The organism is Hyphomicrobiales bacterium (assembly GCA_039973685.1).
Lineage (GTDB): Bacteria > Pseudomonadota > Alphaproteobacteria > Rhizobiales > JACESI01 > JACESI01.
In genome coordinates this window covers 1-19,628 of record JBDWKL010000023.1, presented here as the reverse complement: position 1 = coordinate 19,628, position 19,628 = coordinate 1, and the positions used below count along the sequence as shown (strand labels likewise).

Here is a 19,628-nt window from a genome sequence, read left to right as displayed (position 1 = left end):
ATTCAAGAAAATTGGATTGAGCCGAATTGTTGGCCTTGCCCTACTTGCAGCACTCATAGCATTACGCATATTAGACCCAGTGGTTGTGACCAATTTGCGCAATCAGGCATTCGATCTTTATCAACGAATAAAACCTCGTGAGATCAGCAAGCAACCGGTTTCTATTATAGATATTGATGATGCCAGCCTTGCAGAAATCGGCCAATGGCCGTGGCCACGTAGTACCATCGCTGATCTACTAACAAAGGCGACACAAGGCGGCGCGGTTGCCATTGCGCTTGATATTGTTTTCTCGGAAAAAGACCGTTTATCACCGAAGAACATCGCAGAAAACAACCCAAACTTCTCCGATGCATTACGTGCAGAATTATCAAGCCTACCCTCAAACGATGCGATTTTAGCCGAAGCCATCTCGAAATCACGCATTGTCCTTGGGCAAACAAGTCTTCGCAGCAACCACTCGAAGTCAAATAGCGAGCAAGCAATTCCCGAGGTTCAACAAGCCTTTCTTGGAAAAGACCCAACGCCTTATCTTTTGAAATTCCCCGACTTACTCCAAAACCTTCCCGAATTTGAAAAAGCGGGCGCGGGCCGTGGCGTTTTCACCGTGCGCCCAGATCCCGATGGCATCCATCGAAGATTGCCTTTGGTCATGATGATGCGGGATAAAATCCGTCTTGGCCTTGCAACAGAATTACTCCGTGTTGCCACGGGCGGTGATGCTTTTGCTGTGCGCACAGATGATGCTGGCATTTCCGGTGTTGTGGTTGCAAAACAACTTCTAAGGACAGATCACAACGGATCAGTTTGGCCCTATTTCAGCCCCTCATCACGCACACGCTTTGTTTCAGCGGCGGACCTTCTAACGGGTAAAATGCCAGCAACGCGCCTTCGCGGCCATCTGGTTTTTGTTGGCACATCCGCCATCGGACTTGAGGATTTTCGGGCTAACCCAACAGGTATCCCCATGCCGGGGGTGGAAATTCATGCGCAGGTTTTGGAAAACATTATGTCGAAAACCTTGCTCGTCCGGCCCAATTATGCCGTGGCTGTCGAACTGGTTGTGATTACCGCATTAGGGTTATTGGTCATCTTGTTGGTGCCTGCTCTTGGGGCGCTTTTGACCATTGGCGGTACACTTGTTCTCATGGGTGGTTATATCGGTGTTTCATACTATTATTTTGATACTGAACGCCTACTCTTAGACCCTGCCTATCCAACGGTTGCTGCCCTCGTAGTAATCTTGCTCATGGCATCTGCAAACTATATCCGCGAGGAGCGGCAGCGGCGGGAAATTAGAAGCGCCTTTGGTCAATATGTATCCCCTGCCCTTGTTAGCCAATTAGCAGACAACCCTGAGCAATTAAAATTGGGCGGCGAGACGAAAGACCTTTCCGTATTGTTCAGTGATGTGCGCGGCTTCACTACGATTGCAGAGAGTTTCAAAGAAAACCCGCAAGGCCTAACCCAACTGATGAACGACTTCTTGGGCGTGTTATCAGATGCGATCCTGCATCATAGAGGCACCATCGACAAATTTATGGGCGATGCAGTTATGGCGTTTTGGAATGCCCCGCTTGATGAAAAAGATCATGCAGGAGATAGCTGCCGCGCTGCGTTAAAAATGATGGCTGACGTTGAGCAACTAAACCAACAACGCAAAGCTGAAGCAGAAGACGGTGAAGAGGTTTTACCAATCAATGTCGGCATAGGCATCAACACAGGTTCTTGCGTGGTCGGCAATATGGGTAGCGGCAACCGCTTTGACTATACAGCCCTTGGCGACACCGTAAATTTAGGCTCACGGCTTGAAGGCCAATCAAAAACCTATGGCGTGGATATCGTATTAGGCGCCCTTACCGCGAAAGCCGTATCTGATCGGTTTGCAGTTTTAGAGCTCGACCTTATCCGCGTAAAAGGCAAGAACGAGCCAGAGCGCATTTTCGGATTATTTGGCGATGAGACAATGGCGGAAAACACAGACTTCAAAGCCGTCCGCGCATTGAACAAATCCATGCTCACAGCCTACCGCAACCAAGATTGGGCATCCGCCTTTGATGCTGTCGGCATGTTGCGTGAAGTGGACGGGCGCTTGGGCCTTCGTCTTGATGATTATCTGTTCTTGTATGAGACACGCATTGGCGAATTTGGAGCCAACCCACCCGGCCAATATTGGGATGGTGTCTACACGGCAACATCTAAATAAGCTGCAGCTCAGCGCTCGCGAAGGGCTTCTGATCGTGCCCTCAAAATCGGTTTCATCAAATAGGTAAGTACTGTTTTACTGCCCGTTTGAATATCAATGCTCGCAACCATACCAGGGATGATAGGAAGCTTTTTATCATCGCTGCCTAGATGATTGGTCTCCGTGCGCACGATCACGCGAAAGAGTTTTTCGCCCTCTTTATCCTCAATCGTATCAGCACCAATGCGCACCACTTTACCTTCCAGCGCACCATAGACCAGATAATCATAAGCGGTGATCTTAACAGAGGCGGTTTCACCTGGTTTGATGAAGGCCACATCTTGCGGGCGAATATCCGCCTCAATCAGCAAGCCATCATCGATTGGCACGATCTCAACAATATCAACGCCGGGCTGTAAAACCGCACCAATGGTGGTCTTATTGATCTTGTTCACAATACCGCGCACGGGTGCACGAATTTGGGTGCGCGTCACACGGTCGGTTGCAGCCCGTAAAGTTTCTTGAACAACAGCAAGTTCTCCCTGCAAGGTCGCCAAGCGCTCCCGTGAGGTGAGAATATACGATGTCTCAGACGCTTTGATTTGATTTTCTGCTTCACGGATCGAGGCTTCAATTCTCGGCATACTTGCCACCCCAATGGCAAGATCACCTTCATGTTCAGCAAGACGAGATTGCAATTGAAGGAATTCGACTTCCGGCACAACACCTTTCCTATAAAGGTTTCTTGTCAGTTTCACCTCTTTCCTCAAAGGCTCAATAATCGCCTCAAGTTTCTTGCCTGTAACCTCCATCTCAACAAGCTCTGCACGGCGTTGAGTGAGGCGATCTTGCAGCACATCCACCTCACGAGCCAATTGAGTTTGGCGGGAGCGGAAAACTTGACGTTCTGCATTCACGGCACGCGCATGATCTTTCTCAAAATCAGTTGGAAAGATCAGCTCCTCTTTCAGTCCAGCCTCAGCCTCTAGGCGTGTTTGTTCGGCAATCAAAGCCGTTTCGCGCTCGGTCAATTCACCCAGCTGCGAAGAAAAACTTGTATCATCAATCTGCATCAAGGCTTGGCCTTGCTCAACAACATCACCTTCCTCAATCGCAATAGAACGAATGATACCGCCTTCAAGGGTTTGAACCACTTGCAGCTGACTGGAAGGAATAACACGGCCTATCCCTTTAGTTACTTCTTCCACCTCAAAGAGGCTTGCCCATGTCATCAAAGCAATCACACCAATGATGAAAACAGTGAGGATCGGCCATTGGCTGCGCCCGCGCGAGACAGCATCGGCTTTGGAAATCTTATTGATATATTCTTCTTCAACTTGTTGACCAAACATATCTCACCCTCCCTTCTTTGCTGCGTTCTTCTTCAACAAGGTCATAACGTCCGTGCTCGTTCCGTCGAGAATTTTAACACCCTTGTCGATGATGATCGTACGATCAGCAATGGCAGCCAAAGAATTGCGGTGGGTTGATAAGATCATACCAACGCCCTCTTTCTTCAACTCATTAAGACGAGAGATAACCGTCGTTTCTGTTTGGCTATCCATTGCATTGGTTGGTTCATCCAAGAACAATAACTTTGGCCGCCGCAGCAGCAGTCTAGCAATGGCGACTGCTTGCCGTTGTCCGCCTGAGAGTCGATTGCCTTTTTCGCCAACAAACTGATTGAGGCCTTCTGGGTTTTCCTGAATGAATGTATCCATACCCGCAAAATATAAGGCGCGGTTTAGATCTTCATCCGTCGCCCGTGCTTGGCCTAACAATAGGTTCTCGCGAATGGTGCCCGTGAAAAGCTCTGGGTCTTGCGGCAAATAGCCGATACCGTCGCGAAGCTCTGCCCGTTCAAATTGGGCAAGCTCATGGCCATCCACCAAGACAAGTCCACTCTCTGCTTCGACAAGCCCGCAAAGCAGTTTGCCAAGAGTTGTCTTGCCAGAACCAACCCGTCCCAAAAGCGCTACCGTCTCGCCTTCTTTGATATCAAAGCTCACATCTTTCAATGCCGGTTCCGGTGCACCTGGATAAGTGAATGTGACACCTTTGAGCGACACCTCGCCTTTCTTCACACGCAGATCACTCACGACTGTGTCGCCACCTTCAACAGGCAATTGCATATGGTCAGAAATCGCAGCCATCGCTTTCAATGCGAGCTGCGCGCGGATCAATGTTTGGGAGATATTACCAAGGGGCTGCAAAACGCGGCCCGCCAGTATATTAGCCGCAATCAATCCACCAACGGTGATTGCGCCCTCAGACACGAGAAACACACCCCAGAAGATAATCACGACACTGACGCCCTGTTGAATGAGTTGCGTACCGCTGGTTGCGAAGTTGGACCAGAAGCGGGTTTTGCCATTGATCCGTGCAGAAGCAGCAATGGCATTTTCCCATTCACGTTGCATCGTTGGTTCACCGTTGACGCTCTTGATGGTTTCAATACCAAGCAGGCTTTCCACCAGCACAACATGACGCTTCGTCGAAAGTTGCTGGCTTTGCTTTACCGTGCGCCCAATGGGGATTTGAGCGAAGAAGGCAAGCAAAACCACTATAGGCACCGCCAACAACGGCACGATAGCAATTGGCCCAACAATCACCCATAAAACCGTGACAAATATCCCGATAAACACCAGATCAATCATCGCAACGAAGCTCGACGACACGAAGAAATCGCGCACCATCTCAAAGTCACGAATGTGGTTTGCCATTCCGGCTGCACCACCCGAACGTGACAGCAGTTTAACCCGCATGGCTTGGCGGAACAATTTGGACGCAATCACAAGATCAATACGCCTGCTTGCAAGTTCCAAAACATTGACCCGCACCGTGCGCAAAATCATATCCAGCACAAGGGCAATCAAAACGCCAATGGCCAATGTCCATAATGTCACGAACGCAAGGTTCGGGATCACACGGTCATAAACATTCATGACGAAAATCGGCAAGGCAAGACCGAACAAATTGATGCCAAGCGCTGCCACAACAATCTGCGCCCAAGCGCTCCAATTATCGCGCAATGGTTTCCACAGCCAATGACTTTTGTCACTCGCCATTGCTCGGGTTTCTGGCCCAAGGCGTTGCGCTGTTGCGCTTGCCTGCTCGGTTACAAACAAAAGCGACTTTTGCACTTCGCGCCGGAGTTTGCGGGCCAAAATCTCTTCTTCAAACTCACCCTTGGAAAGGTCAATAATGCGGGCATGTTTTCGCCCATTTGCAAAACCCGTCAGGATAATCGGTTGGCCATTTTTTAAAAACAAAACGCAAGGCAGAACAATCGGATCAACTTCCCGCAGATCACGAACCACAAGGCTTGATTTTAAGCCAACCTCTTGCAAAGCACGCGCCAGCACAGTGCCGTCTTTTCGCTCAAACCCATCTGGCACTGCAGCCAATACCGCCGCTTTTGAATAGGGTTGAGAAAACTCGGAAGCAAGCCATTCGACAACAGGCAAATATCGCCCATCGCTACCACTATCATCTTTAAGGTAGACGACCGTTGAAGGTTGTGTCGTATCACTCGCCATAAACTAACCTTAAACCTTATCTAAGCGGTTCAAGCTCAATGTTGAAAATCGCTCGCGGAGTATCAATCAGCTTCTTTTCGAAAGTTGGAGCACCGACGGCGACAGATGAATCATGACCAAAATAGCCAGACAATTTGCTTTGTGCGGCTAGCATGCGAAAACGAGCGAAGCTAAGACTGGCCTCGGAACTAAGCTTTTGCACTTCATTGTTAAACTTTGCCCGTTCAGCATCCAACACATCAAGCAAGCTGCGTTTTGATAGCTGGAACTCTTCAATGTAATTTTGAACAATCTTACGATTGGCCTGAACCTGTTGGCGCAAAAGTGCGGAGCGCTTTTGATTTGCCGTTAAGCTGTTCCAAGCGCGAGACGCCAGTTCTTTCACTTCACGCGTAATATCTTCACGTTGGTAATTTGCTTGGTCGATACGGTGTTGTTGCGCTGAAATTTGTTTCTTGCGAGCGCCACCGTTGTACAAGGACCAAGATAGGTTCACGCCCAAAAACGCATCAACATCATTGCCTCTTGAACCGTTTCTATCGGCGCCATAACTTGTGCGGCCATTAAGAGACACACGAGGTAGACGGCCAGATTCTAAAATTTCCCGCTCGAACCCCGCCTCATTCGCGACAGTACCGGCAAGCTTGATACGGTTATTATTGGCAATGCTGCTTGAAATCAGCGCATTCAAATTCTTTGGCAGGCGCTTCACATAAGGAATAGACATCTTCCCTCGTGGTTTATGGCCAACAACACGCTTATAACGCGCTTCCGCATCTCGGAGAGATTGTTCGATGCCTGTAACCGCTTCGCGAGCAGCAAGAAAACGTTCTTGCGCTTGAAAGCCATCGCTTATGGGTGACTTGCCGCCAGATACACGAGCGCGCACTTGATCCGCCAATTCGAAATGTCGGCTAACATTGCGCTTTGCGATATGGAGTAAATTACGGTGACGAACCACATCAATATAGGCCTCAACCGCATTCAGTGCGATGGTTTCAGAATTAGCGAGCAACCGATAGATGCTACCATCAAGACGCGCGGCGTTACGATAAACTAAGTTGGCACGGCGAAAACCATCAAACAGCGTAAGCTCTGTCGAAACACCAATTTGTCGTGTTGCATTCAAACGACCGCTATCAGAAACAGATAAAACGTTGTCATTTTCAACAACTTGACCGCCAAGCTCACCAAACAGATCAACGGATGGAAGATACTCGCTTCTTAAGCCCGACAACTCATCGCCGATCGCGCGGACATCAGATAGACTGGCTTTACTGGATGGGTTGGTTGTTAGGGCCGTTTTAACAGCATTTTTCATGCTTTCAGCAGACGCGTAAGAACCGACAACCAACGGCACAAACATCAACGCACATGCGCTAAAACCGCGCACTCCTAGTAAAAATAACCTACGCATTATTTACAACAATTCCAAAAAATAACTAAAACTACACTTTAATAATAAGTTATCAAAAGCAGACCCACTGCCCAAATGCAATCAAAGTATGCAATTTTTAGGAATTTTACCCTCGCAACATGGCGGATTTCAAGGGTTTAGCGCCAATCTCGCAATGATTAAATTAACTGCATATCCTTCCAAATTGCTGCACATTTCGCTCAAATGGTTTGTGAAGAAGAACGGCGTAGGTTCGAAACAGGTAGCCTGATCAACATTATTGTGATGAGATGTGATGTGGGTATCGCCCCGCAAATTGGTACTGCTTCTACTGATTTAATTGAGAACGGCGATCTGCATGATTGTGCAGCGTTGGAGCGTTTTCGATTTAGCAGTCAATCAAATTGGCGGCCTATAAATCACAATATTCGAGGTGCCGATTTAATCCATCGTCCCTCTCAAGACAGGTCGCGAGGAATCTAGGAGAACACGATGAAAACACTACTTAAATCAACAGCACTAATAGCTGCAAGCTTAGCAGTTGGTCTTTCTGCATGGGTCGCAACACCGACAACAATTCATGCCCAAGACGCAGCTTGCACATTCCCGAAGGCTCCTGACGATTTCGAGCAAGAAGAAATTGACAAGCTTTATGAGTGCATCAAAGAAAAACTTTATGGTGGTTATGCGAAAACAGGCCACGAAATTGGTGCAAACCTTCAAAGCTGGAAAGTGACACAGACAGGCATTGGTCCGTCGTTTGCAGGTCACGGCAACCGTTTCTTGAAAACATATTCAAATGACATCGCTTATGATGAATACATCAAATGGCGCGACGAAGGCGAATTCGCGCTTCCTGTTGGTTCTGTTCTGGCGAAAGCAAGCTGGAAAGTGAACAAAAAAGGTGAACCACAACGTGGACCGCTTCTTATCATGACAAAAGTCGCTAAAGGCGAAGCGGACGAGTTTGGCAACTGGCTCTACACTGGCGTGAATGGCGCTGGCAAAGACTTCAAAGTAAGCCAAAAATTCTGCCACGATTGCCACGGTGCTTATGAGCATCAAGACTTCCTTGGATACCCTGCTGAAGAAGTTCGCATCAACGCAGCTGAGTAGTCAAAACACGAAGTTATAAAGATGGGGCCAGAGGTACATTTACCTCTGGCCTTTCTGTTTGTAGTGTCAGTTCAATCGTTATCTCACCCCTTGATAAGATCACCCCACTTGCCCCAAGCTATTCGTAAAATCATCACCCTCATCAACACGCCATATGTGGTGTGGTTTGCACTTTCATGGTGGGCATGGCCGCTGGTTTGGGATCTTTATGAAAACAATCGTTATTACGCAGAAATCATGAACTTTACTGGCGTTTTGTCCGTGCAACTGATTGTTTTAACGATGGCGATCACCCCACTCACATTTTTATTAAAGCGTTGGCAATTTGGCAAAACCGTAAGCCGCTGGCTGCTTAAAAACAGGCGTTATATGGGCGTTGCAGCCTTTGGGTATGGCTTGCTGCATTTGATTTTCTACATCAGAGAAACGAAGTATCTCATTGTCATGTATCTCGAATTCTTTGACCTTGAGCTGCTGGTTGGCTGGCTTGGTTTCTTCTTCCTCATTCCAGCATTCCTAACCTCAAACACAGCCTCAGTTCGCCGTTTTGGGAACCGTTGGAAGACACTCCAGCAACTCAGTTATATTGCCGTTATTGCCTTGTTATTCCATTGGTACTTGTTCGATTTCTTCTTGGACCAAGTACTCACTTGGATCGCGATTCTTGTTGTCGCGAAAGCAATCCATATTGGGTTTAAAGCAGTTCAAAATGGTAGGTTTAGTCCCCGTCGCGAAAAGACGTCTTAGAGCTGATCTTTCGGCGTTTTGCCTGCAAAGAATGCATCCAGATTATCAAGTGCGCGAAAGCCCATCGCATCGCGTGTGGCGACTGTTGCGCTGCCAATATGCGGCATCATGAAAATGTTTTGATGGTTTGAAAACTTTGGGTTGCCGACAGGTTCTTTGACGAAACAATCAAGACCTGCGGCCGATAGTTTACCGCTTTCAAGGGCATTAATCAGCGCCTCTTCATCCACCAAAGCACCACGCGCCGTATTCACCAGCACGGCACCATCAGGTAGTTTCGCAAACCGATCGGCGTTCATCAATCCAGTTGTTTCAGGCGTTGCCGGACAATGGAGACTTAAGAAATCAGCGACAGACAAAAGGCTGTCGATGTCTTCATGGAATGTTGCGCCCTGCTCTTTGTCTTCTGGCAATCGGTTGCGATTATAGTAGTGAACTTCCATGTTGAAGCCACGCGCATTGCGCGCCATCGCTTGCCCTACGCGGCCCATGCCGATGATACCAATACGGCTGCCAGAAACCTGCTTACCGACCATGAAAGCGGGAGACCAAAAGTCCCATTTGCCATCGCGCACCATCGTATCGCCTTCAACACAGCGCCTTGCAGCACCCAACATCAAAAGCATAGCAATCTCAGCCGTTGCATCAGATAGAACATCAGGCGTATTCGTCACCACAACACCGCGAGCATTAAGCGCTGGAATATCGCAATGATCTGTGCCGACAGAGTGGTTGGCGATGATCTTCACGCGCGGATCAAGCTGATCCACCGTCTCCCCGTGAAAGCGCTCTGAATGACAAGGCAGAATAGCATCCACCTTGGCGCTCATCTCGATGATCTCCGCAGCCGTGTGCTCTCCATCTGCATGATTGATGATGCAGTCATAATCGCGCTCTGCCCGTTTAAGGGTATTGTCTGAAAGGCGGCGCGTTATCCAAAGGGTTGGCTTTGTCATGGTTCTAAGACTTTGCTGCTTGAGCTTTCATCTTGCGACGGCTCACAAACAAAGTAATGGCGGCGAACACGACCATTGCCCCATACCAAAAATACTTAGGCCACATACCGTCAACCAAATATGGATTGTCAGATGAACCTAGCGAGCGAATACGAACGCCTTTGCCAACCTCAAACAGTGTAGATGCACCATAAGCGCCATAGATAAATGCCAAGCCGCAGGAAATAATCAACGTCATGATTAGAATGAATTTCACTTTGTCATTGATGCCGAAGGCTTCTTCGACATAATCATAAACAGCAAAAGACATGACGAAGAGAACGATCAGCCAAAACGGCAATCCGCCATAAAAGCCTGCAAAGCCAGAGGTAATGGATCCTGCCAAAGCGAAAATGAATATCCCGATCAGCGCTGTGGCGATCAGTCCGACAATTCTTAGTGTCACAGTATCCATTTGAGTTTCTCCCTCATAAAATCAATCAAGTTCGCGCAGCATCCAACTTGCTGTTCGAAGCAGTCGGTCATCTTCTTCTTGCCCACCAATGAGCTGCACACCTATCGGCAAACCAGCACTGCTTGTGAGCAAGGGTAATGTCAAACAAGGTAATCCAGCAAGCGTCCATAGTGTTGAGAATACAGGATCACCCGTATGCCCTTGTGAACGCAAAGGTGCCGCCCCTGTTGAGGATGGCGCAATGATGGCATCGAAGTCCATGAAGAACTCACCAAAGAACGTTCCCATCTCACCCATGACGCCGATGGCATTGTCATATTCATCTTTTGAAATCCCCTGCCCGTGCTTGATCACGGGTTGAAGCGTCGCGCTAACCTGATCCCAGTGTTTGTCAAAGGTTTCAGCCATATGCAGGCAAATTTCATATTCATGGATGGTGCGCTGGGTCTCTATAAGGTCAGCAAAATAAGCTGGTGCCTCAATGCGTTCAACGCGGTCACCCAACGCATTCACGACTTCTTCCATCGCCTCTGCTGCTTCACCATCCAAACGATCAAGGAATGGCAGGTCAAGCCACACCAAATCAGGATCAACTGGCGGCTCAGACTTCGCCCCTGCCGCCATTTGCGGACGTGCTCTTGGGTATGATATCGCGTCTGATGGATCATAAATCGCAAGCACATCAGCAAGCAGTGCTGCATCATCAAGAGATCGCGCAAAAACGCCCACCTGATCAAGCGACATCGATGTTTGCAAAATGCCCGTTCTAGGGATCACACCCCGTGTTGGCTTAAAGCCATAGGTGCCACAAAAAGACGCGGGACGAACGACGGAGCCGTTGGTCTGTGTTCCAATGGCAAGCGGCACATGGAAGCCTGCAACAGCGGCCGCAGAGCCAGATGACGAGCCACCCGGTGAATGTTCAAGGTTATGTGGATTGCAAGTTTCTGCTGGATGGACAAAGGCAAATTCAGTGGTCGCCGTTTTGCCGATAATCACCGCGCCCGCTTCATGTAGACGCTCAACAATCTTCGCATCACTTTCAGGCATACGCCCTTTGAAGATAGAAGACCCCAATTCAGCGGTCATGCCCTTCGCATCGATGATGTCTTTCAAGGCGACAGGCAACCCATGAAGAGGCCCGAGAGGTTTGCCTGCAAAGCGTAATTTATCAAGTTCTTCAGCGCGAGCCAGCGCGCCTTCGCGGTCCACATGCACCCACGCTTTGAGTTGACCATCGGTCTCCTCAATGCGGTTTAGACATGCAGTGGTGAGTTCAACAGAAGTGAGCCATCCTTGACGGATTTTCTCACTCGCTTCTGTGGCACTTAAACCATTGGGTGGTAAGTCTGACATAGATGTTCGTGCCTTATGGAATCCATTTACCGAAGAGATAATCAGGGAACCAAAGCGCAATGCCTGGGAACTGATACATCAACACCATGCAGAAGATCACGATGGAGAGATAAGGCATCAAGCCTCGGAAGATTTCCATCAACTCGATCTGGTTCTTCAAAACCCCCTTCAAATAATAGGCGGACATGGCCATTGGTGGGGTAAGGAATGAGGTTTGTAGATTGAGCGCCACCAACATCGCGAAGAAATACGGGTTGATTTCAAACAACGGCAGCATTGGCAGGAAGATCGGCACGAAGATGATCAAAATCTCAGACCATTCAAGTGGCCAGCCAAGCAGGAAGATGATCAACTGCGCGATGACAAGGAACTGCCAAGGCTCAAGATCAAGGCTTAGCACCCAATGTTTCACCAGTTCTTCGCCGCCAAGTAGGGAGAAGACCGAGGTGAAAATCCAAGCGCCGATAAACAGCCAACAAACCATCGCGGTCGCTTTCGCTGTTAGGAACACGCTCTCTTTGAGTTTTTGCCACGTCAGCGCACGATAAAGGGCAGCAAGACCGATACCACCAGCAGCACCCATGGCAGCCGCTTCTGCAGGCGTTGCAAGGCCGCCAAGGATCGAGCCAAGCACCAACATAATCAGCACAGTGAGCGGCACGAAAGAAACGAGCAATTCACGGTAGATTTTGCCAACAGGTGGAATGTCTTCCTCCTTCGGCTTGGGCGCGATTGATGGTGTTATCATCACACGAACGATTACGTAGACGATATACATGCCCGCTAACAATAAGCCTGGAAAGACTGCCGCCGCGTATAGGCGCAAAGGTGAAAGTTCAGCAATCGCCGCATAAACAATCAGCATGATCGACGGCGGGATCAAGATACCAAGCGTACCACCTGCACAAATAACGCCCGCTGCAAATTCGCGGTTATATTTAGCGTTCGCCATGGCAGGAAACGCCAACAAGCCCATCAAGGTTACAACCGCCCCAACAATGCCGGAAGCCGTTGAAAAGACCGCACACGTAATGAGGGCCGCAACAGCCATAGACCCTGGCAAATTGCGGGCAGCGAGGTAGAGCGAATAAAACAACTTATCAATGATGCTTGCCCGTTCAACGATATAACCCATGAACAAGAACAAGGGGATCGCGACAAGGATCGGATTATCCATCACCTCAAAGGTGCGGTCAGCAAAAAGGTAGTAGATGCGATTTGTGAAAATGTCCGTGAATTCAACAATAGTATCGCCTTGGGTGGTGTAATAGTAAAACCCGAAGGCAAGACCCATACCGATAAGAGTGAAAGCAACAGGAAAACCAAGCAAGACCAGAAAAATAAAACTGACCAGCATTAAGATGGCGACTTCAGGGTTTGACATAATAGGCGTATCCGAGCTTGGTAGAAATTACTTGTTTAATCGACCGATCTCATCGAGATCAGCTTCAGCGAGTAGGTCTTCAGTTTCTTTCACATCATCAAGACGTGGCATCCATACGCCAGTCTTAAAGGCTTTCCAGCACCGCATCATTTCTGCGAGGCCTTGCAACATCATCAAGAAACCAACCACTGGAACCAGCGTTTTGAAATAATAAATTTGAATACCCGCAGGACTGTTGAGGCTTACTTCCTTAAAGCGCCAGCTTTCATCAGCTGTCAGCCAGCCCGCAAAGAACAATGCCGCCATGCCGGGGAAGAAGAACAAGATATAAAGGATGAAATCCGAGATCGCCTGCCGTCTAACGGAATAGAGGCGATAGATGAAATCCCCGCGCACATGCGCCCCTTGCGCCAGCGCGTAAGGCCCCGCCATCAAGAACAGCGCACCGTACATTTGGATTTGCATATCCAGTGACCACACCGTTGGGGTGTTGAGCACGTAACGCACAAAAACTTCATAGGCCACAGCAAGGGTCAAAATTAGAATGCACCACCCAAAGGCGCGCCCCACCCATATACTCAAGCCTTCAATAGCATAAATAAATCGTTCCAAGAGGTTTCATCATCCGCGTTGTAGCCTGCTAATCAAAAGCGGGCTAAAAAATCTGATTGTCATAGAGAGCCCCAGAGGCCAACAAGGTTAGCCTCTAGGTTTTTGGTAACAAGGAAAAGTCTAAAGCGACTTAGCCAAAGTAGTGATTGTATGCCAGCTTGTAGTCAGGCTGGTTCAAGTTGAGATAGTTCATCACGTCTTTAGCGTATGCTTTTTGTGACACGATAACTTTCGCGAAGAATGGATCTTCAGCCGAAATACGATCAACAACTTTGTCCCAAGCTTTAAGCTGTTCAGCCATCACACTGTCAGGTGTACGGTAAACATTCACGCCCTGCTCATCGCGCAACTTCACGAGATCTTCTGCATAACGCTTCGTGTTGTTCCAGTAGAAGTTTGAGCTTTCAGCTTCTGAAGCATGCTTCAAGATGGCTTGATGCTCAGCTGGAAGACTGTCGTGCTTCTTCTTGTTGAACGTGATCTCAAAGAATTCCTGAGACTGGTGGAAAGACGCAAGGTGATAGTGCTTAGACACATCCTGCATACCGAAGTCACGGTCTGATGTAGGGTTGTTAAATTCAGCAGCATCAATCAAGCCTGATTTCATCGCTGGCTGAATTTCGCCACCTGGAAGCTGAACAACTGACATGCCCATTTCCAAAAGAACGTCAGCAGCAAGACCAACTGTGCGGTATTTCAAACCAGACATTTGGGAAGCGTCTTTAATCTCTTCCTTAAACCAACCCATTGGCTGTGCTGGCATTGGTGAGTTGAAGTAGGACACCAAGTTTAGACCAAGCGAGCCCATCAATTCGTCAAAGAGTTCTTGGCCGCCACCGTAGTGAACCCAACCAAGCACTTCGTTTGAAGACCAACCAAAACATGGGCCAGTACCGAACAAAGATGCCGCTTTTGATTTTGAATACCAGTAAGCAGGTACGTAGTGAGCGCCATCAAGCGTGCCACGGTGAACCGCGTTTTGCATTTGGCCTGTTTTAACAACAGAGTTCACGGCAAGAAGGTCGATCTTAAGGTCTTTACCGGCCATCGCATGAACGCGATCTACGTAAGACTTAGCATTTTCAAGGAAAATACCTCCGCCCCAACCAGCTTGAACTTTAAGAACTGTTGGCTCCGCACGTGCGACAGCTGGTGCCGCAAGAGCGCCTGCTGCGACCGTTGAAGCAACCGCGCTACCTTTTAAAAATTTTCTTCTATTTAGCTTTTCCATTAAAAATTCTCCTCCAATATTTCGAACTTGGCCAATCCTCCCACGACGACCAATCGAAAGCTAAGCACCTTTTAACTATTGCAGCAAGCAGCAGAGTGCACAGCACCCACCCACAGGTAATGCTTTTGGGGGGCATCAGAGCGCAAATTGCAACCAAGGGCTGCAATTCGCCTATTCATAGGTGTAAAATAGATAATATAAATCAGTTTATTTTTGAATTAAAAGACTAAGTCTTATTCCAAAAACTAAACAGTAAAGCTGGCAGCTTCTTTCGCAAGTGCTTCAATTGCATCCCAGTCTTGGGCATCAATCAACTTTTGAGGGGCCAACCAAGATCCACCAACACAAAGCACATTTTCCAGTGAAAGGTAATCTGCTGCATTGCTTGGAGAAACACCGCCAGTTGGGCAAAAGCGAACATCTTGCAAAGGTGCGCCAATGCCTTTCAAATAATTTGGCCCACCAGCAGGGCCTGCAGGGAAGAACTTCATGCATGTATAGCCATGCTCACTCAGGTTCATAACCTCAGATGCTGTCGCAACACCTGGAAGAAGCGGCACGTTGGTATCGCTAGCAGCCTCCAGTAGTTTTGGTGAAGCACCTGGGCTTACAAAAAACTTAGAGCCAGCCGCTTCTGACTTTTCCATTTGTTCCCGCGTCAAGACAGTACCAGCACCTGGAATTGCACCTTCGACTTCTTTTGCTACTCGCTCAATTGCTTGCAATCCAAGCTCGGTGCGCAGAGTAATTTCAATCACAGGGAGACCGCCTTTAACCAAGGCTTTGGCCAATGGCACAGCTGCTTCCAACGAAGAAATGGTGATCACAGGTATAACGGGCGCTGCCTGCATAACTGCTTTGACCGCTTCAACATTTTGTACCATCTGTATCTTCCTTATTTTATCGCTTATGCCCGCCACTCAGCGACGAACTTTGATTTTTGTAACGCCTTATAAAGATGGCTGCTTTCAACAACCAACGAGAAATAGAAAAAAGACGTCTGAATACCCCATCTATTCGCACGAATGAGCATAGTAGGCTATCCTCTTTTGCAAAAAACTGTTGATGTAGCCCGTTACCGCACAGAGTGAATTAAGCCACACTCTATTTTTGATAAATGACACAATGTGTTAGAAAACAAAGGTGTTCTTTCTTCAGCCAACATTTTTCATGTCTTGGCTGATAAGTCACCGATACTCTACGAGGAAATATTCATGTCTTCCAATACCACATGCGCCGTCATCGGACTGGGCTCTATGGGATATGGCATCGCCCAATCTATCCTGAGAGCGAACAAACCTGTTCTTGGCGTTGATATTGATGCAGGCCGCATGGCGGATTTGCGCGCTGAAGGTGGCATGGATGAGGAACTAAAAAATCTCGCCCCCAAATTAGACACCGCCGTCATTGTGGTCCTCAACGCCAACCAGACGGAAGCCGTCCTTTTTGGTGACAATGCATTGGTCCCACTTATGAGTTCAGGCGCTGTGGTTATTTCATGCGCAACAGTACCACCAGAGTTCGCCCGACAAATGGCGGCTCGATGTGCTGACTACGGTGTGCACTATTTAGATGCCCCAATCTCCGGTGGAGCCACGAAAGCTGCACAGGGAGCGTTGAGTGTTATGGCATCAGGCACCGATGAAGCTTTTACAGCGGCCAAACCTGTCCTTGATGACATCTCAGAAACCGTCTTCAAGCTAGGCGACAAGGCAGGTGCCGGATCAGCGATGAAGGCCGTCAACCAATTGCTCGCAGGCGTTCACATCGCAACAATGGCAGAAGCCCTCACCTTCGGCATGACCCAAGGAGTTGAACCAAAAACCTTCGTTGAAGTTATCAGCAAATGCGCAGGCTCCAGCTGGATGTTAGAAAACCGCGCGCCGCACATTGTCGATGGCGATTACAGCCCCAAAAGTGCGGTCAATATTTGGTTGAAAGACCTCGGCATCGTGCTTGATATTGCAGGCTCAGCAAACTTTGATGCACCCATCTCAAAGGCAGCACTTGCAGAATTCACCAAAGCAGCAGACATGGGTCTTGGCCTAGAAGATGACGCCGCTGTTGCGAAAGTTTACGCCGATCGAGCGCAATTGACCCTCCCATTCATGGACACAGAAAACACATGACAGGCTGTATTTTTGGCGCCATCGCGGATGACTTTACTGGCGCATCAGATTTAGCAGGATTGCTCGCGCGATCAGGCGCGGCTGTGAACTTACGGATTGGTGTGCCTGATGGTTCACCTTCCAACTTGCGCGTTGATGGCACACCTTCAGCCCCCTTTGAGGTAATCGCCTTAAAATCACGCACCGCTCCTGTGGATGAAGCCGTAAGCGATGCCCTTGCTGCTCTTGAATGGCTGAAGGCGGCGGGCGCGCAACGCTTCTTTTGGAAATATTGCTCAACCTTCGATTCCACCGCTGAAGGCAATATTGGGCCCGTGGCAGAAGCTTTGATGAAGGCTCTCGGCACGAAGCAGACAATCTATTGCCCTGCCTTTCCCGAAAATGGCCGATCAATCTACATGGGCAACCTGTTTGTCGGCAACCAACCCTTGGCAGAAAGCCCAATGAGGAACCACCCCCTCACCCCTATGCTAGACAGCAATTTAATGCGCCTACTTAAACCGCAAGTAACCCTGCCCGTCGGACTTGTTGAGCACTTAACCGTCGCCAAGGGGCCAGACGCGATCAAAGCGAAGCTTCAGCAAATGGCAGATGATCAAACAAGCCATGTCGTTGTTGACGCTGTGGCCGATGCTGATCTTTTAGCGATTAGCACTGCCTGTAAAGACATGCCCTTGCTAACTGGCGGCAGCGCCATCGCCATGCACTTGCCCCACTTATATGATGCGGATGGTCTTTTCGATCTTGGACAGTCAGAAGCGCAAACTTTTGCGACCGACGATAAATCAATTGTGCTATCAGGCAGTTGTTCCGCCATGACCTTAGCGCAGGTCCAAGCCTACATTAATGCAGGCCATCCAAGCTTTAAAGTCGATCCCTTAGATGCCGCCAAAACGGGCGCAGAAAATGTGCTTCATTGGCTCGATCAGCAAGACTTCACCAAAGCGCCTCTCATCTATGCAAGTGCTGATCCTGACGATGTAAAGCAAGTGCAAGCAACGCTGGGCGTTGAACAAGCAGGTGCATTGGTTGAAGGCGTTCTAGCTAAATGCGGCACCAAGGCTCGTGACCTTGGTGCACGACAATTTATTGTTGCAGGCGGTGAAACCTCTGGCGCTGTCACCAAAGCTCTAGGCATTAATCAGCTAACAATCGGACGAGAAATCGCCCCCGGTGTACCGTGGACATATTGCCATTCAAACGACATTCCAATTGCACTGACCCTCAAGTCTGGCAACTTTGGTGAGATCAGTTTTTTCGAGGATGCGCTAGAGAGTTTAAAGCAGGCTTGAATTAGGAATTAAACAACATGAAATCACGCGCACGAGTTGTGGTTATCGGTGGAGGCATTGCTGGATGTTCAACGCTTTATCACCTGACACAAGAAGGCTGGAGCGATGTTGTTCTGATTGAACGTGATGAGTTGACCTCTGGCACCACATGGCACTCAGCGGCACAGGTGACGAATTTCGGTATGAACCAAACGATGGTCGGGCTGAAAACTCATTCCATCAATCTCTATCAAGAAATGGCGGACGATCCAGAATACCCGATCAACTACCACCACGGCGATGGCGGCATTCGACTGGCGAACACTGAAGAGCAAATGCAAGGCTATCGGCACTTTGCGTCTATGGCGCGGGGGATGGATGTCCACTTTGAGGTAATCAACGCAGAAGAATGCGCGCGTCGCCATCCGCTCATCTCAACTGAAAATCTCTTGGGTGGATTATGGGACCCGATGGATGGCGATATCGACCCTGCCCAACTTTGCCAAGCCTTAGCGCGACGGGCGCGGCTTGCTGGTGCAGAAGTCTATCGCCATACGCCCGTAATAGGACTGACCCAACACAAAGACGATACATGGACCGTCCATACTGAAAAGGGTGACATTGATTGTGACATCGTCGTCAATGCAGGCGGCTACCGTGTCAACGAGATTGGGGCCATGATGAATGTGCATCATCCTGTCGCCTCGATGGAACACCAATATTTCCTCACCGATGATATTCCCGCCATTCGCGACGCAGACCACAGAATGCCGCTCTTGCGCTGCCCGATTAGCGATTATTATTGCAGGCAAGAAAAGAACGGGCTGCTGCTTGGGTTTTATGAGCAAGATTGCAAAACATGGGGTATGGACGGGATCGATCCGAACTTTGCCAATGCCCTTTGCCCTGATGATCTTGAACGCGTCACCGATGTGCTAGAAGGTGCCTTCAGCCGGATGCCCGCTCTTATGGAGGCTGGCATCAAGAATGTCGTCAACGGCCCAATCACCTACACAATTGACGGTGCGCCCTTGGTCGGTCCAATCCCTAACAAGCGCAATGCCTATTGCATTATTGGTCTTCGCGCAGGTTTGGGTGAAGGTGGTGGGCATGGTTGGTTGCTGGCTCAGCAAATCGTTCATGGTGAAGCGTGTTATGACACGTGGGTGATTGATCCACGTCGGTTCACAAGTCACGCCAATGTGGAGCTTACAGCCCTCAAAGCGATTGAAGATTATCAAAACGAATTCCG

General features: G+C 48.9%; 16 protein-coding genes. 6 read left to right on the top strand and 10 right to left on the bottom strand.

Annotated elements, in window-relative coordinates; genetic code table 11:
- Positions 1-16 precede the first annotated feature (16 nt).
- On the top strand, positions 17-2,206 hold the full coding sequence (locus ABJO30_07390; protein ID MEP3232635.1) for an adenylate/guanylate cyclase domain-containing protein: 2,190 nt from the start codon (positions 17-19) through the stop codon (positions 2,204-2,206).
- 8 nt (positions 2,207-2,214) lie between these two features.
- Here ABJO30_07390 and ABJO30_07385 read toward each other — a convergent pair whose 3' ends face one another.
- The 3 genes from ABJO30_07385 to ABJO30_07375 are packed head-to-tail and all read right to left on the bottom strand — an operon-like array spanning position 2,215 to position 7,141.
- Entirely contained in the window at positions 2,215-3,537 is a 1,323-nt protein-coding gene (locus ABJO30_07385) for an HlyD family type I secretion periplasmic adaptor subunit (protein ID MEP3232634.1), read from the bottom strand.
- Positions 3,538-3,540: 3 nt separating this feature from the next.
- Positions 3,541-5,724, bottom strand: coding sequence for a type I secretion system permease/ATPase (locus ABJO30_07380; GenBank protein ID MEP3232633.1), 2,184 nt, complete (start codon positions 5,722-5,724; stop codon positions 3,541-3,543).
- A gap of 16 nt (positions 5,725-5,740) precedes the next feature.
- The gene (locus ABJO30_07375; GenBank protein ID MEP3232632.1) at positions 5,741-7,141 is read right to left on the bottom strand and encodes a TolC family protein; all 1,401 of its coding nucleotides are present in this window, start codon (positions 7,139-7,141) and stop codon (positions 5,741-5,743) included.
- A 471-nt stretch (positions 7,142-7,612) separates the two neighbouring features.
- Between ABJO30_07375 and ABJO30_07370 the strand changes: the two genes are divergently transcribed.
- Both ABJO30_07370 and ABJO30_07365 read left to right on the top strand, forming a co-directional pair.
- Complete coding sequence (locus ABJO30_07370) at positions 7,613-8,236, top strand: cytochrome P460 family protein (protein MEP3232631.1); 624 nt, start codon at positions 7,613-7,615, stop codon at positions 8,234-8,236.
- A gap of 108 nt (positions 8,237-8,344) precedes the next feature.
- Positions 8,345-8,983 carry a ferric reductase-like transmembrane domain-containing protein gene (locus ABJO30_07365; GenBank protein ID MEP3232630.1) on the top strand — a complete coding sequence of 213 codons (639 nt, stop codon included), beginning with the start codon at positions 8,345-8,347 and terminating at the stop codon, positions 8,981-8,983.
- Here ABJO30_07365 and ABJO30_07360 read toward each other — a convergent pair.
- The 7 genes from ABJO30_07360 to ABJO30_07330 form a co-directional block, all read right to left on the bottom strand.
- Positions 8,980-9,939 carry a D-glycerate dehydrogenase gene (locus tag ABJO30_07360; GenBank protein ID MEP3232629.1) on the bottom strand — a complete coding sequence of 320 codons (960 nt, stop codon included), beginning with the start codon at positions 9,937-9,939 and terminating at the stop codon, positions 8,980-8,982. The genes ABJO30_07365 and ABJO30_07360 overlap by 4 nt on opposite strands.
- Before the next feature lie 4 nt (positions 9,940-9,943).
- Positions 9,944-10,393 carry a hypothetical protein gene (locus ABJO30_07355; protein MEP3232628.1) on the bottom strand — a complete coding sequence of 150 codons (450 nt, stop codon included), beginning with the start codon at positions 10,391-10,393 and terminating at the stop codon, positions 9,944-9,946.
- Between the two features lie 21 nt (positions 10,394-10,414).
- Entirely contained in the window at positions 10,415-11,749 is a 1,335-nt protein-coding gene (locus ABJO30_07350) for an amidase (GenBank protein ID MEP3232627.1), read from the bottom strand.
- A 13-nt stretch (positions 11,750-11,762) separates the two neighbouring features.
- Positions 11,763-13,133 carry a TRAP transporter large permease subunit gene (locus ABJO30_07345; protein ID MEP3232626.1) on the bottom strand — a complete coding sequence of 457 codons (1,371 nt, stop codon included), beginning with the start codon at positions 13,131-13,133 and terminating at the stop codon, positions 11,763-11,765.
- Between the two features lie 27 nt (positions 13,134-13,160).
- Positions 13,161-13,745 (bottom strand): TRAP transporter small permease subunit, encoded by a 585-nt coding sequence (locus ABJO30_07340; protein ID MEP3232625.1) that lies wholly within the window; start codon positions 13,743-13,745, stop codon positions 13,161-13,163.
- Between the two features lie 130 nt (positions 13,746-13,875).
- Entirely contained in the window at positions 13,876-14,976 is a 1,101-nt protein-coding gene (locus ABJO30_07335) for a TRAP transporter substrate-binding protein (GenBank protein ID MEP3232624.1), read from the bottom strand.
- A 245-nt stretch (positions 14,977-15,221) separates the two neighbouring features.
- Positions 15,222-15,860, bottom strand: coding sequence for a bifunctional 4-hydroxy-2-oxoglutarate aldolase/2-dehydro-3-deoxy-phosphogluconate aldolase (locus tag ABJO30_07330; protein ID MEP3232623.1), 639 nt, complete (start codon positions 15,858-15,860; stop codon positions 15,222-15,224).
- A 330-nt stretch (positions 15,861-16,190) separates the two neighbouring features.
- On the opposite strand from ABJO30_07330, the gene ltnD reads away from it, so the two are divergent.
- The 3 genes from ltnD to ABJO30_07315 form a co-directional block, all read left to right on the top strand.
- Complete coding sequence (gene ltnD, locus ABJO30_07325) at positions 16,191-17,105, top strand: L-threonate dehydrogenase (protein ID MEP3232622.1); 915 nt, start codon at positions 16,191-16,193, stop codon at positions 17,103-17,105.
- Positions 17,102-18,397, top strand: a complete 1,296-nt coding sequence (gene otnK / locus ABJO30_07320; protein ID MEP3232621.1) for a 3-oxo-tetronate kinase — start codon at positions 17,102-17,104, stop codon at positions 18,395-18,397. The genes ltnD and otnK overlap by 4 nt, the downstream gene beginning before the upstream one ends.
- Before the next feature lie 17 nt (positions 18,398-18,414).
- The coding region (locus ABJO30_07315) for an FAD-dependent oxidoreductase (protein MEP3232620.1) at positions 18,415-19,628 on the top strand (1,214 nt) is incomplete at its 3' end.

What these genes read in the sequence shown, in the direction of transcription:
- ABJO30_07345 (MEP3232626.1), bottom strand. Translation starts at nt 13,133, where the DNA reads ATGTCAAACCCTGAAGTCGCCATCTTAATGCTGGTCAGTTTTATTTTT.
- ABJO30_07380 (MEP3232633.1), bottom strand. Translation starts at nt 5,724, where the DNA reads ATGGCGAGTGATACGACACAACCTTCAACGGTCGTCTACCTTAAAGAT.
- ABJO30_07375 (MEP3232632.1), bottom strand. Translation starts at nt 7,141, where the DNA reads ATGCGTAGGTTATTTTTACTAGGAGTGCGCGGTTTTAGCGCATGTGCG.
- ABJO30_07370 (MEP3232631.1), top strand. Translation starts at nt 7,613, where the DNA reads ATGAAAACACTACTTAAATCAACAGCACTAATAGCTGCAAGCTTAGCA.
- ABJO30_07335 (MEP3232624.1), bottom strand. Translation starts at nt 14,976, where the DNA reads ATGGAAAAGCTAAATAGAAGAAAATTTTTAAAAGGTAGCGCGGTTGCT.
- ABJO30_07360 (MEP3232629.1), bottom strand. Translation starts at nt 9,939, where the DNA reads ATGACAAAGCCAACCCTTTGGATAACGCGCCGCCTTTCAGACAATACC.
- ltnD (MEP3232622.1), top strand. Translation starts at nt 16,191, where the DNA reads ATGTCTTCCAATACCACATGCGCCGTCATCGGACTGGGCTCTATGGGA.
- ABJO30_07350 (MEP3232627.1), bottom strand. Translation starts at nt 11,749, where the DNA reads ATGTCAGACTTACCACCCAATGGTTTAAGTGCCACAGAAGCGAGTGAG.
- ABJO30_07355 (MEP3232628.1), bottom strand. Translation starts at nt 10,393, where the DNA reads ATGGATACTGTGACACTAAGAATTGTCGGACTGATCGCCACAGCGCTG.
- ABJO30_07385 (MEP3232634.1), bottom strand. Translation starts at nt 3,537, where the DNA reads ATGTTTGGTCAACAAGTTGAAGAAGAATATATCAATAAGATTTCCAAA.
- otnK (MEP3232621.1), top strand. Translation starts at nt 17,102, where the DNA reads ATGACAGGCTGTATTTTTGGCGCCATCGCGGATGACTTTACTGGCGCA.
- ABJO30_07330 (MEP3232623.1), bottom strand. Translation starts at nt 15,860, where the DNA reads ATGGTACAAAATGTTGAAGCGGTCAAAGCAGTTATGCAGGCAGCGCCC.